We start from the raw sequence: 12,115 nt of genomic DNA, 5'->3' as shown, positions 1-12,115 counted from the left end.
GGAAGCCCCGGTCCTTAAAATGAGGCCCAGTTTATCGGGACACCCACCTTGTCTTTGCCCACCTCCGCTGCCCCCATGTCCCAAGTCGTGACTTCCGGCTCCTTTCTGACCCTGCATTACCGGCTGGCCGGCCCGGCGGGCGACATCATCAATACTTTCGCCGACAAACCCGCGACCCTGTCGCTCGGCACCGGCGAGCTTTCTCCTGCCATGGAGCAGCGCCTGATGGGCCTGGAAGAGGGCACGCACGCTACCTTCGAGCTGCCCGCCGGCGAGGCTTTCGGCGACCGCAACCCCGACATGCAGCAGTGGGTGGCCAGGAAGCTGCTCGCGCAGATGGGCGACCCCGACGAGCAGTACGCCGTTGGCGACGTCGTGCAGTTCCCCACGCCCGACGGCACCGGCAGCTACGCCGGCGCGGTGATCGAGTCGAACGAGACCGGTGTGCGCTTCGACTTCAATCATCCGCTGGCCGGCCAGCCCGTCACCTTCGAAGTGAAGCTGATCGGGGTGCTATGAACTCCGAGATCTCAGAAGTCATCCTGGCCGAGCCGCGCGGCTTCTGCGCGGGTGTCGACCGCGCCATCGAGATCGTCGAGCGCGCCATCGCCAAGTTCGGCGCGCCGATCTACGTGCGCCACGAGATCGTGCACAACACCTACGTGGTGAACGAGCTCAAGGCCAAGGGCGCGATCTTCATCGAGGAACTGTCCGATGTGCCTCCCGGCGCCACGCTGGTGTTCAGCGCGCACGGCGTGAGCAAGGCCGTGGAGCAGGAGGCGCGCGACCGCGGCTTCGAGATCTTCGACGCCACCTGCCCGCTGGTGACCAAGGTGCACGTCGAGGTGGCCAAGCTCGCGAAAGAGGGCTACGAGTTCATCATGATCGGCCACAAGGGGCACCCCGAGGTCGAGGGCACGATGGGGCAGCTGTCGAGCGGCATCCATCTTGTAGAGGACGTAGGTGACGTGGCGAAGGTCTCGCCGACGCAGACCTCCAAGCTGGCGGTAGTCACCCAGACCACGCTGAGCGTGGACGACGCCGCCGAGATCGCCGCCGCGGTGCGCGCGCGCTTTCCCGAGGTGCGTGAGCCCAAGCAGCAGGACATCTGCTACGCCACCCAGAACCGCCAGGACGCGGTGAAGATCATGAGCCCTCAGGTCGACCTCGTGATCGTGGTCGGCAGCCCCACCAGCTCCAACAGCAATCGGCTGCGCGAACTGGCGCAGCGGCTGGGCACCCAGAGCTACATGGTCGATTCGGCCGAAGAGCTGAAACCCGAGTGGTTCGAGGGCAAGACGCGCATCGGCCTCACGGCTGGCGCCTCGGCCCCCGAAGTGCTGGTGCGCGAGGTGATCGACCGCGTGCGCGCGTTCGGCGCGGTGTCGGTCCGCAAGATGGACGGCATCGAGGAAACCATCAAGTTTCCGCTCCCCAAGGGCCTCAAGCTCGACGACATTCCGCCTCCAGGACACATCTCTTGAACGATACGAAAACAACCGACTGGCGCTCTGAAATAGACAGCGCCGCCCGAAGGCTGAGCGAACGCGCCGGCCACTTCCTGCGCGAAACCCCGCTGTGGAAGCTGCCGGCAAGCGCCTTCGGTATCGCGGTGCCAGGCGCGGAGGTCTGGCTCAAGCTCGAGCACATGCAGGTCAGCGGCAGCTTCAAGGCGCGCGGCATGATGAACCGGCTGCTGGCCAACGACATTCCGCAAAGCGGGGTGGTCGTGGCCTCGGGTGGCAATGCGGGGATTGCCACGGCCGCCGCTGCGCGCGCGCTGGGTGTGCCTTGCCAGGTGTTCCTGCCCGGCGTGTCGCCCGAAGCCAAGCGCGCGCGCCTGCGTGCGCTGGGGGCCGAAGTGGTCGTGGTCGGCGAGCTGTATCCCGATGCGCTGGCCGCCTGCCTGACGCGCCAGAAGGAGTCCGGCGCCTTGCTCACGCACGCCTACGACCAGCCCGAAGTGGTGGCCGGCGCGGGCACGCTGGGCCGCGAGATCGAGCAGCAGGGCGGTCTGCCCGATTCGGTGCTCGTGAGTGTGGGCGGTGGCGGCCTGATCGGCGGCCTTGCCGGTTGGTTCGAGAAGCGCGCCCGCGTGGTGGCGCTCGAGCCCGAGAAGGCGCCCACGCTGTTCCGTGCCCGCGAAGCCGGCGAGCCGGTCGACGTGGAAGTGGGCGGCATCGCGGCCGATTCGCTCGGCGCGCGCCGTATCGGTGCCATTTCCTGGGAGATCACGCAGCAGCAGGTGCAAGACGCGCTGCTGCTGTCCGACGAATCCATCCGCGCAGCCCAGCAGTGGCTCTGGAAAGAGCTGAAGCTGGCGGTGGAACCGGCCGCCGCGCTGCCGCTGGCTGCACTGCAGACTGGCGCCTATGTGCCGCGCGAAGGCGAGAAGGTGTGCCTGATCGTCTGCGGGGCGAACGTCGATCCTGCGACGGTTGCCTGATCGGTTCTTACTTCTCGCAGTTGACCATCCAGGCGACGCCGAACTTGTCGGTGAGCATGCCGAAGCCCGTGGCCCAGAACTGCGGGCCGTAGGGCATCGTCACTTTGCCGCCTTCGGCCAGCGCGTCGAACAGCTTCTTGCCTTCGTCGACGTTGTCGGCTTGCACCGATAGAGAGAAGCCCTTGTAGCCCTCGAAGGGCCACTCGGGTGGGGCATCCGAGGCCATCAGCTTGTGGCCGCGGGCCTCGAGCGTGGCGTGCATGATCTTGTCCTTGTAGGAGGCCGGCGTCTGGGCTCCCGCAGGGCTTTCGCCGAAGGTCATGCTGAAGACGACCTTGCCGTCCAGCGCCTTGGCGTAGAACGCGAGCGCTTCGGCGGCATTGCCGTTGAATGTCAGATAGGCTTCCATCGTTTTTCCCTTCGAGGTGGGTCAGTGGGACCGCGATGCTACGCCCACCTAAAATCCCCCCATGCTTGACATCACCCTGCTCCGCAAAGACCTGGCCTCCGCTGTGGCCGGCCTCGAAAAACGCAAGAAGAACCAGCCGTACCTCGACGTGTCGGCGTTCACCGCGCTCGAGGCCGAACGCAAGACGCTGCAAACCCGCACCGAGGAAATCCAGGCGCGCCGCAATACGCTGAACAAGCAGATCGGCCCGCTCAAGGCCAAGGGCGAGTCGGTCGATGCGCTGATGGCTGAAGTCAATGCGCTGAAGGCCGAGCAAGAGTCGCAATCGAAGCGCCTCGAAGAAATCCAGCCCGAATTGCACTCGCTGCTGCTCGCCGTGCCCAACCTGCCGCACGCCAGCGTGCCGGTCGGCGAGGACGAGACAGGCAACGTCGAAATGCGCCGCTGGAGCCCGCAAGGCGGCTCCGGCGCCAATGCCACGCCGCTGGCCTTCGCGCCGAAGGACCATGTCGACCTGGGCGCGCCGCTGGGCCTCGACTTCGAGATGGGCGCCAAGCTCGCGGGCTCGCGCTTCACCGTCATGAAGGGGCCGATCGCCCGCCTGCACCGCGCGCTCGCGCAGTTCATGCTCGACATCCAGACCGAGAAGCACGGCTACAGCGAGTGCTACGTGCCCTACATCGTCAACGCTGCCACGCTCAGCGGCACCGGCCAGCTGCCCAAGTTCGAAGGCGACCTGTTCGCCGCGAAGAAGGGCGGCCAGGACGGCGAACCCGCGCCCGACCATTCGGCGCTGTACCTCATTCCCACCAGCGAAGTGCCGCTGACCAACTTCGTGCGCGACGAGGTGGTGGCCGAGTCGCAACTGCCGATCAAGCTCACTGCCCACACGCCGTGCTTCCGCTCCGAGGCCGGCAGCGCGGGCCGCGACACGCGCGGCATGATCCGCCAGCACCAGTTCGACAAGGTCGAGATGGTGCAGATCGTGCACCCCGAGAAGAGCTACGACGCGCTCGAACAGATGACCGGCCATGCCGAAGCCGTGCTGCAGGCGCTGGAGCTGCCGTACCGCGTCGTGCTGCTGTGCACCGGCGACATGGGCTTTACCGCCGGCAAGACCTACGACCTCGAAGTCTGGCTGCCGGCGCAGGACACCTACCGCGAGATCAGCTCAGTTTCGAACTGCGAGGCCTTCCAGGCGCGCCGCCTGCAAGCACGTTTCAAGAACGCGCAGGGCAAGAACGAGCTCGTACACACGCTCAACGGCTCCGGCCTCGCTGTGGGCCGCACGCTGGTGGCCGTGCTGGAAAACCACCAGAACGAAGACGGCTCGATCAACGTGCCTGCGGCGTTGCGTCCGTACCTCGGTGGGCTCGAAGTTCTGCGCGGTTGATCGCAGGGAGCTTCAAAAGCCCCATTTTTGTCTGCTATAATCGCAGGCTCGACAGCACCGGAGAGGTGGCAGAGTGGTCGAATGTACCTGACTCGAAATCAGGCGTACTAGCGATAGTACCGAGGGTTCGAATCCCTCCCTCTCCTCCAAATACGCTTGCAAGCGGTTGATTGCTGAAAGCCTTCTGGCCTTTCATTCTTCTGCTGGCAAAGCCACTATCAAAAGCCGCAGTGATTTTTCACTGCGGCTTTTTTCTTGCAGCTGACCCGATCAGAAGTTGTGCGAAATGCCCAACTGCAGCCCGCGCGCCGGGCGGCCCGGCGTGCTGGCCGGCGCCGAGTCGGCAACCGTGTAGGCCGCATTGCCGCGGTTGCGGATAAGCGAGTAGGTGCCGTACAGCGCGGTGCGCTTGCTGAGGTAGTGCACGTAGCCGACGGCATATTGCGTCGCGTCGTCGCTGTCGATGCCCGGTCCGGAGCGGTTGGAGCGTGCCACCGAGGCCTTGATCACGCCCGGGCCGACCGGCACACCCAGGCCCAGCATCACGTTGACCTGCTTGTCGCCCTCGGTCTTTTGCCGGTAGTAGTTCGCGTAGAGCTTTGCGAGCCCGAAGTCGTAGGTGCCGCCCAGGCTGGCCACGCTGTAGTCGTTGGGGCCGACCGGTGTCACGCCGTAGGCAGCCGCGACATCGACCGTGCCGTTGGTCCAGCCCAGCCGCCCGCCGCGGTAGCGGGCGCCGTCCTCGCCTTCGGGCAGGGCGTACATCGCCTGGCCGTAGAAGCCGCCCAGGCCCTTGGGCAGGAAGTAGCCCACGGAGTTGTTGGCTCGCGCCAGCGTGCGTGCGCCGCCGAGGCCGAAGGGCCAGCCTTCGACGATGTTGGCAGAGCCGCCGACGCCCACGGTGCCGAAGGGCGAGAACTGCGAGATGTTCCAGAACGTGGGCGTGTAGTCGCGCCCGAGCCGCAGCTCGCCGACGCTGTTGTGCGACAGGCTCACCGTCGAGCGCCGGTGAAAGCCGACGCCCTGGACCTCGCCCGTGTCGGGCAGCAGTGCCATCTCCAGCCAGAAGCTCGCGACCAGACCGCCGCCCAGGTCCTCCGTGCCGCGAAAGCCGAGCCGGCTGGGGAAGATGTTGCCTCCCTGGTCCATCGACTTGACGGAGCGCCCGTCGCTCTTCGTGTACGTGAGGTTCATGTCCAGCGTACCGAAGAGCTGGACGCTCGATTGAGCTGTCGCGCCAGCGCTGGCGGCGATGCAGAGCGCGCCCGCAATGGTGTGCGGCAGCCGGCGGCGAAAGGGTGGGGTGGTTGTTGTCTTCATGCGTGTCTCCTCGTTGTAGAAATGGCGTGCGGAAATGGCGCGCGTTGGCGCGTGCTGGCGCGCGGTGCTTGCGCTGCAAGCACCACGGCGTGAAAACTTCAGAAGAAGAATGGGGAGCGGCGTTCGTTCAGCCGCGCCGGGGCACCGTCAGTCGATGCGGATGCCCTTGGCCTTGATCAGCCGGCCCATGGTCTGGGCCTCGCGTTCGATGATGGCGCGGGTGTCGGCGGAATTCGTCGTCATCGGCTCCAGTCCGGCATCGGCGATCTGCCGCGCCATCTCCGGCGAACGCGTCACAGTGGTGATCGCCCGGTTCAATTGCTCGACGATGGCCTCGGGCGTGCGCGCGGGCACCCAGAAGCCGAGCCAGGTCGACACGTCGTAACCGGGATAGCGCTCTGCAACGGTCGGCACGTCGGGCAGTGCCGCGCTGCGCTGGCTGCCGGTATAGGCCAGTGCCTTCACCCGGCCCGCCTTGATGTTCGGCAATGCCGAGATCGGGGGCTCGAAGCCCAGCATCACCTGCCCACCGATCACATCGGGCATGGCGCCCTGCTTGTAGGGAACGTGCAGCATCTCGATGGACGCTGCTTCCTGCAGCAGCTCAAAGCCCAGGTGCGATGTGCTGCCCGAGCCGTAAGACGCGAAGCTCACATGCCCCGGCTGGCGCTTGGCCAGTGCGACCAGTTCTTCCGTATTGCGCGCGGGCACCGCGTTGTTCGCCACGATGAATGAGCCGCCCTTGAGTGCCTGCGTCACAGGCACAAGATCTTCCTTCGGGTTGTAGGGAAGCTTCGAGAGGAGAAACGGCGTCATCGTGAACGGGTTGCTCGTCGAGAACAGCACCGTGTAGCCGTCGGGCGTTGCCTTGGCCACCGCGTCCGTGCCGATGGTCGACAGTGCGCCCGGTTTGTTCTCCACGATCACGGGCACCTTCAGCAATCGCGAGAGCTGGTCGGCATAGCTGCGCGCGAAGATGTCGGAGCCGACGCCGGGTGGCGTTGGCGTCACGATCTTGATGGCTCGTTGGGGCCATGGCGCGCTCTGTGCAAGTGCAGTGCCCATGGTGCATTGCAAGCCGGCGGCCCATAGCAAAGCCAGAGTGGTGATCCTCTTCATATGTCTTGTCTCCTGATAGTTGTGGGGCGCATCCTAGGGAGACAAATCCATATCTGGAAATACTCATTCGAGATGCTTTTTTATACCTCCTTCGTATTGATGAATGAGTATGCGAGGCCCGCCGAAGAGTTCAGCGCTGCGCGAAGACCTCGATCTCGACGCGGCGGTTCGGAGCAAGGCAGTCGATCAGCTCTGCCCGCCGTGTCTGCGCGCATTGCACCTTCGGTTCCGATTCGCCCTTGCCCTGCACCTGCATGTTCTGCGCGGGCACGCCAGCTTGCACGAGGTAGTCGCGTACGGTGTTGGCGCGCGCCAGCGAGAGTGCCTGGTTGTAGGTGCTGCTGCCGAGCCGGTCGGTGTGGCCAGTGACCCTGATCGTGTCCACCGATTTGACGCTGCCCTTGATGTCGCTTGCCAGGGCGTCCAGCTTGCGTCGCCCTTCAGGCAGCAAGTCGGCCAGCGAGCGGCCGTCGAAGCGGAAGAGGCCGTCGGCACCGAGCGTCGTCTTCGCAGGAGCAACCGCCGGCTGAGCGGCCGCGGCAGGCCTCGTCACCACGGGTGGCTTGAGCACATCCGCGCAGCCCGGCCCCTTCCAGTACATCCCGTTGGTCAGCACGTCTGCATTGAAGCGAACCATGTACTGGCAGGTGATGTACTCGGGGCCCGCACCGGTGCGGAAGTGAAAGATGTAGTTCCATTCGCGCACGCCGCCCAGCCCTTCGCTGAAGTGCGGAAAACTCAGCAGTTCGCGCACTTGGTCCTTGCCCAGGCCGGTGCGCATGTTGCGCAAGGCCTCGAGGCTCGGGAACGCGCCCTGCTGCCATTTGGCCGAGTTCAGCGCGGGAAAGTCTTCGTCCTTCGGCGGCGCCGGGTTCTCCGAAGCGGCTCGGGCCTGCATCTCCGGCGTGATGGTGTAGCTCGGGCTGGCGCAGCCACCGGCCAGCAGTGCCGCGAGGCAGAGAACAGTGAAAGGGGCCTTGGCTTGAAGAAGCTTGTTCATGATGGGGTGCGTCCAGTTCATTCGTACGGCGATCAGTTGAAGACCCATTCCGCGCCCACGGTGGCGCCCACGCCGGCACGGCTGGTGGCCACGCCGCCGGTGATGCTCCAGGCGTTGTTCTCGGAGGTACGCCGGAAACTGACGCCCACCGCGCTCTGGCCCTTGAAGGAGCCCGCGCCGATGCGCATGACCGTCTTGCCCGGAACGTAGCTTCCGGGCATCTGCAGCGCCATGGCCGCGGCAACGCCTGCATAGGCGTTCTTCTCGACTCCGTCGAGGCGGTCGCTGAGGGCGTTGATGCGGTTGTTGAGGCCGCCGCTGACCGCATTGAGCTGGTTGACGTTGACCGCGTCGGTGCCCGCCACGCCCGGCGCCACGTTGTGCACCGTGACGGGCCCGGTGGCATTGCTGCCGCCCATGGTCACGCTGTTGTAGTTGGTCGTGCCGTCCGCGTTGGTGTCGTACTTGACCGTCGACTGATCGATCACTGCCACCTGGCCTTGCACGCCCCGCAGTTGCGAGACGTTGACCGCGTCGCTGTCGGCCGTGCCCGCGGCCACGCCGGTGATCTGGCGGAACTGGCCGCTGGCGGCATTGCCCACCGACACGGCCGCCAGCGTGCTGGTGGTCGCGCCTATGGCAATGCGCTGCGCGTCGGTGGCGGTGGGCGGCACATAGCCTGCCACGCCTGCCGCAGTCGAAGCCACCGAGCCAGCTCCCAGCGCCACGCCGCCGGCCTGCGTCACGCTGGTGCCTGCGCCCAGCGCCACGCCCTGCACCGCGGCGGCCGACGACTGCGTGCCCAGCGCGATGGAGTCGGCCAGGTGCGAGGTCGCACCCTGGCCGATTGCAATGCCGCCCGGTGCGCTCTGCTGCACGATGGCGCCATTGCCGATGCCCACGCCGTTGTTGCCGTTGACCACCGTCTGCGGGCCGACCGCCACCGATTCCGTGCCGATGGCCAGCGAGTCGGCCGCCGTGGAGTTGGCGTGGAAGTACTGGATGGGCGTGACCGCAAACGACTGCAGCGCGCCGCTGAGCTGGCGCACCGTGACGGCGTCCTGCGCCTGCGTGCCGTCGGCCACGTTGGTGATCTGGCGGTAGGTAGTGGCGCTGCCGACGGAGAGGGCGCCGAGCAGCGTGCGGTCGGTCGTGTTGAAGGGGATCAGCGAACTGCCCGCGGGGATGTTGCCGGTGCTGCCTGCGACTGCGCGGTCGGAGACGGAGCCTGAACCGAGGGCGACCCCGCCGTTGACGGTCGAGCTGGCGTCCTTGCCTACGGCGACAGCGTCGGCTGCCTGCGCGCCGAGGTTGTCTTCATTGCCGCCACCGGTGGATTGGACGCTGAAGTACCTGATCTTGTTGGCAGTAACGGTGGTGCTGAGGTCCTCGATCGACTGATTGGTTGCGGACAGCTGCGAGCCGTTGATCGCATCGGTCGAGCTGCCGGAGATCCGGCCGGCCGCCACGTTGGTGATCGTGCGCTCGCCGCCAAACGTGCCGACGCTGACTGTGCCCACCGGCGCAATGCCCTGGAAGTTGTAGACCGTGCCGTTGATCGTCGTGCTCGGCGTCGCCACTGCCGTCGCCGTGACCGAGCCCGCGCCCAGCGCCACGCTGTTGGCGGTGCCGGCCGTGGCACCCAAACCCATGGCCACGCTCGAGGCACCTGCGGCCGTTGCGTTCTTGCCCGATGCGATGGCGTCGGCGCCGGTCGCGCCGTCGTTGGCTTCGTTGCCCCCGCCTGTGGAGTTGACCTGGTAGTACCTGGTCTTGCTGCCGGCCACCGTGGTGGTCAGCTGGTCGATATTCACGGCGTCGGTACCTGCCACGCCGGGCGCCACATTGGTAATCACCTTGCTGCCAGCGTCGATGCCGGTCAGCGTCACGCTCGGACCACCCACGATGGTCAGGCCGTTGTTGTCGATCTTCGTGTTGCCGGTGGTCACGGAATTGAAGGTCGGATCCGCCACCACATCGACCTTGATCTGGTTGCCCGTGCGCGTGACGGTCGTGTTGCTGCCGTTGGCGAAATCCGCGGTCCCGCCCGGCGCAATATTTTGCGGCGCCCCGCCGTTGGCGCTCAGGTTCCACCCCTTGCCCGCCGTCGTTGCCACGTCGGCGATCGCCGAGTTGGTGGCGGACAGCTGCGAGCCGTTGATCGCATCGGTCGAGGTGCCGGAAATCCTGCCGGCCGCCACGTTGGTGATCGTGCGTTCGGAGCCTGCCGAGCCGACGCTGACCGTGCTCGTTGGCGTGGTGCCCTGGAAGGTGTAAGGCGTGCCGTTGATCGTGATGCCAGCGGTTCCCACCGCTGTCGCCGTCACTGAACCCGAGCCCAGCGCCACGTCGCCAGCATTGTTCGCCACCGCCGTGTCGCCGAACGCGACCGCGCCCGCGGCCAGCGCCTTGCTGGTGCTGCCGATGGCCACGCTGCCCTGGCCGACCACGGTGTTCTGGTAGCCGATGCCGACTGCGCCCTGAGCCGCCGTGCCGGGCACGCTCACATCCTGGCCGCCACCGCCGACCTTGTTGGTGTTGCCCATGGCCACCGAGCCGTTGCCGGTGGCGGTGTTGTCCAGGCCATTCGCGATCGCGCCGTTGCCGGTGGCGGTGTTCGGGTCGCCGATCGCCACGGCGCCATTGCCGCTGGCGACGTTGCCGGAGCCGATGGCCACCGCCTTGCCGCCGGTGGCCCTGGAACTGTTGCCGATCGCGACCGCATCGGCGGAGTCGGCGACGGTGTTGGTGCCCATCGCTATCGCATTGAGCGCCGAGGCATTGGCGCTGTTGCCGATAGCGACCGCCTGCGCTGCGGACGCATTGGCGAGCGAACCCACTGCGGTGGCGTTCTGGCCGCTCGCAGCCGAGCCAAATCCCAGTGCGGTTGCGCGCGTGACGGTTGCAGCAGCGTTGTTGCCCATCGCGACGGTCCCGTCGGCCGCGGCGTTGGCTCCCGACCCCGCCGCGACCGAGCCGACGCCACTCGATAGGGCTTGGTTGCCCATGGCCAGCGAGAAATCCGCCGAAGCATTGGCGAGGTTGCCGAGCGCTGCCGAGCTTGTTCCTGCCGCGTTGGCCGACGTGCCGATGGCTGCGGCATCGGCGCCTACGGCGTTGCTCCCCCAGCCGCCAGCGAACCCGCGCAAGCCGCTGGCCGTCGAGCTGACACCGACCGCTGTGGAGTTCGCTCCCGAAGCATTGGCAAAGGTGCCCAGGGCGCTGGCGCCGGCCGCGGTGGCATTGGCGGAAGCGCCGAGCGCGACAGCATTGACGTTGTTTGCGAGCGTGCCCGTCCCCAGCGCCATTGCAGAGGTACCCGAAGCGACCGCAGTCGACCCGACAGCCACTGCGCTTTGTCCGGTCGCCTGGCTCTGGAAGCCCATGGCTGTGGTGTTGAGCTGGGACGCCGTCACATCCGTGCCGATGGCGACGGCGCCGACTGCAGTGGCCCCCGTTCCCGCGCCGGTACGCGAGCCGATGTAGACCGAATTCAGCTGGGACGCGATCGACTGGAAGCCGACGGCGATGGCGTTCTGAGCTGTTGCCTGGCTGCGGGTACCTTGCGCAACGGTATCCAATGCGGCCGCATTTGCGAGGTATCCAAGGGCAACGCTGCGCAGCCCGGTCGCCTTCGTGTTGAAGCCGATGGCGGTTGCGTATGTGTCGCTCGCAGTCACGTCCGTACCGATTCCGATCGAACTCTCGCTCAGCGAACCTGCCGTCGGGGCGGTGCGTGCGCCTAGATAAACGGAGTTGACTCCGGACGCACTGGCTCCGGAGCCAACAGCTACACCGTTGACTGCCGAACTCGTGGCGCCACCGCCCACTGCGACCACGCCCGTCGCCGAGGCAACGGCTGACGCACCCACGGCAACGCCGTTTCCAGTTGCTTTCGACTGCACGCCGATACCGATGGACCCCGCTCCAGTGGAGGCGACATCCGTACCGATGGCAATCGACGACTCTCCGGTTGCTCCGGTTCCTCCAGCGGTACGCGCGCCCAGGTAAAGAGCATTGACCGCCGAGGCAATAGCGCCGTAGCCGAGAGTCGTGGCATTCAGCCCCGTACTGCTGGCGTTAAAGCCTATAGCTGTGGCTCCGCCCATAGTCGCTTGGGACTGCTGACCTGCGCAAGTCGAGCTGCCGCTATAGACGTAGTACGGCCCCGCAGTGCAGATCGCTTGCGCCTGCGCCAGCGAGGCCCCTCCAAGCCCGCCCATGGTCAGCAGCGCGGTCATGATCCCCGAGCGCAGGCGCCTCGACGGGGGCAGCGTGAGTGCACCGGCCGTCACGCAACTCCCACTGCGCTTGCCGCGTGCGCAAGTGAGTTCCGACGCCGCTACCCAGGCGCCAAGGGATTCGTTCCAGAGCGAGCGATAAGTTGTGTTCATGAGCCCCATCCATCCGTTGGAAAACTATTGAATG

9 protein-coding genes and 1 tRNA gene are annotated in these 12,115 nt (G+C 66.4%); 5 read left to right on the top strand and 5 right to left on the bottom strand.

The window, feature by feature from the left end:
- Positions 1 to 75 precede the first annotated feature (75 nt).
- The 3 genes from ACN9MV_RS25145 to ACN9MV_RS25135 are packed head-to-tail and all read left to right on the top strand — an operon-like array spanning position 76 to position 2,446.
- The gene (locus tag ACN9MV_RS25145; protein WP_093057967.1) at positions 76 to 519 is read left to right on the top strand and encodes an FKBP-type peptidyl-prolyl cis-trans isomerase; all 444 of its coding nucleotides are present in this window, start codon (positions 76 to 78) and stop codon (positions 517 to 519) included.
- Positions 516 to 1,484 (top strand): 4-hydroxy-3-methylbut-2-enyl diphosphate reductase, encoded by a 969-nt coding sequence (ispH, locus tag ACN9MV_RS25140; RefSeq protein ID WP_097198269.1) that lies wholly within the window; start codon positions 516 to 518, stop codon positions 1,482 to 1,484. Before ACN9MV_RS25145 ends, ispH begins: the two co-directional genes overlap by 4 nt.
- Positions 1,481 to 2,446 (top strand): threonine/serine dehydratase, encoded by a 966-nt coding sequence (locus ACN9MV_RS25135; protein WP_426390004.1) that lies wholly within the window; start codon positions 1,481 to 1,483, stop codon positions 2,444 to 2,446. The genes ispH and ACN9MV_RS25135 overlap by 4 nt, the downstream gene beginning before the upstream one ends.
- A 7-nt stretch (positions 2,447 to 2,453) precedes the next feature.
- Here the strand turns inward: ACN9MV_RS25135 and ACN9MV_RS25130 are convergent, their stop codons facing one another.
- Positions 2,454 to 2,855, bottom strand: a complete 402-nt coding sequence (locus ACN9MV_RS25130; protein ID WP_097198271.1) for a VOC family protein — start codon at positions 2,853 to 2,855, stop codon at positions 2,454 to 2,456.
- Between the two features lie 61 nt (positions 2,856 to 2,916).
- Between ACN9MV_RS25130 and serS the strand changes: the two genes are divergently transcribed.
- Both serS and ACN9MV_RS25120 read left to right on the top strand, forming a co-directional pair.
- Complete coding sequence (serS, locus tag ACN9MV_RS25125; protein ID WP_426390002.1) at positions 2,917 to 4,248, top strand: serine--tRNA ligase; 1,332 nt, start codon at positions 2,917 to 2,919, stop codon at positions 4,246 to 4,248.
- A 59-nt stretch (positions 4,249 to 4,307) separates the two neighbouring features.
- Positions 4,308 to 4,397: transfer RNA gene (locus tag ACN9MV_RS25120), tRNA-Ser, on the top strand.
- A 121-nt stretch (positions 4,398 to 4,518) separates the two neighbouring features.
- Here ACN9MV_RS25120 and ACN9MV_RS25115 read toward each other — a convergent pair.
- The 4 genes from ACN9MV_RS25115 to ACN9MV_RS25100 all read right to left on the bottom strand — a co-directional run bounded on the left by ACN9MV_RS25115 (position 4,519) and on the right by ACN9MV_RS25100 (position 12,081).
- Positions 4,519 to 5,568, bottom strand: coding sequence for a porin (locus ACN9MV_RS25115; RefSeq protein ID WP_426390000.1), 1,050 nt, complete (start codon positions 5,566 to 5,568; stop codon positions 4,519 to 4,521).
- 147 nt (positions 5,569 to 5,715) lie between these two features.
- Entirely contained in the window at positions 5,716 to 6,687 is a 972-nt protein-coding gene (locus ACN9MV_RS25110; protein ID WP_179830405.1) for a Bug family tripartite tricarboxylate transporter substrate binding protein, read from the bottom strand.
- Between the two features lie 130 nt (positions 6,688 to 6,817).
- Positions 6,818 to 7,687, bottom strand: a complete 870-nt coding sequence (locus ACN9MV_RS25105; protein WP_256329569.1) for an OmpA family protein — start codon at positions 7,685 to 7,687, stop codon at positions 6,818 to 6,820.
- A 32-nt stretch (positions 7,688 to 7,719) separates the two neighbouring features.
- A complete protein-coding gene (locus tag ACN9MV_RS25100; protein ID WP_426389997.1) occupies positions 7,720 to 12,081 on the bottom strand; it encodes an ESPR-type extended signal peptide-containing protein in 4,362 nt (1,453 codons plus the stop codon).
- Positions 12,082 to 12,115: the final 34 nt, after the last annotated feature.

Source organism: Variovorax sp. R-27 (genome assembly GCF_049913215.1).
Taxonomy (GTDB): Bacteria; Pseudomonadota; Gammaproteobacteria; order Burkholderiales; family Burkholderiaceae_C; genus Variovorax.
Note: the sequence above shows the minus strand (reverse complement) of the source record. Positions and strands in the feature narration are given on the sequence as shown.

What these genes read in the sequence shown, in the direction of transcription:
- ACN9MV_RS25145 (WP_093057967.1), top strand. Translation starts at nt 76, where the DNA reads ATGTCCCAAGTCGTGACTTCCGGCTCCTTTCTGACCCTGCATTACCGG.
- serS (WP_426390002.1), top strand. Translation starts at nt 2,917, where the DNA reads ATGCTTGACATCACCCTGCTCCGCAAAGACCTGGCCTCCGCTGTGGCC.
- ACN9MV_RS25130 (WP_097198271.1), bottom strand. Translation starts at nt 2,855, where the DNA reads ATGGAAGCCTATCTGACATTCAACGGCAATGCCGCCGAAGCGCTCGCG.
- ACN9MV_RS25105 (WP_256329569.1), bottom strand. Translation starts at nt 7,687, where the DNA reads ATGAACAAGCTTCTTCAAGCCAAGGCCCCTTTCACTGTTCTCTGCCTC.
- ACN9MV_RS25110 (WP_179830405.1), bottom strand. Translation starts at nt 6,687, where the DNA reads ATGAAGAGGATCACCACTCTGGCTTTGCTATGGGCCGCCGGCTTGCAA.
- ACN9MV_RS25115 (WP_426390000.1), bottom strand. Translation starts at nt 5,568, where the DNA reads ATGAAGACAACAACCACCCCACCCTTTCGCCGCCGGCTGCCGCACACC.
- ACN9MV_RS25100 (WP_426389997.1), bottom strand. Translation starts at nt 12,081, where the DNA reads ATGAACACAACTTATCGCTCGCTCTGGAACGAATCCCTTGGCGCCTGG.
- ispH (WP_097198269.1), top strand. Translation starts at nt 516, where the DNA reads ATGAACTCCGAGATCTCAGAAGTCATCCTGGCCGAGCCGCGCGGCTTC.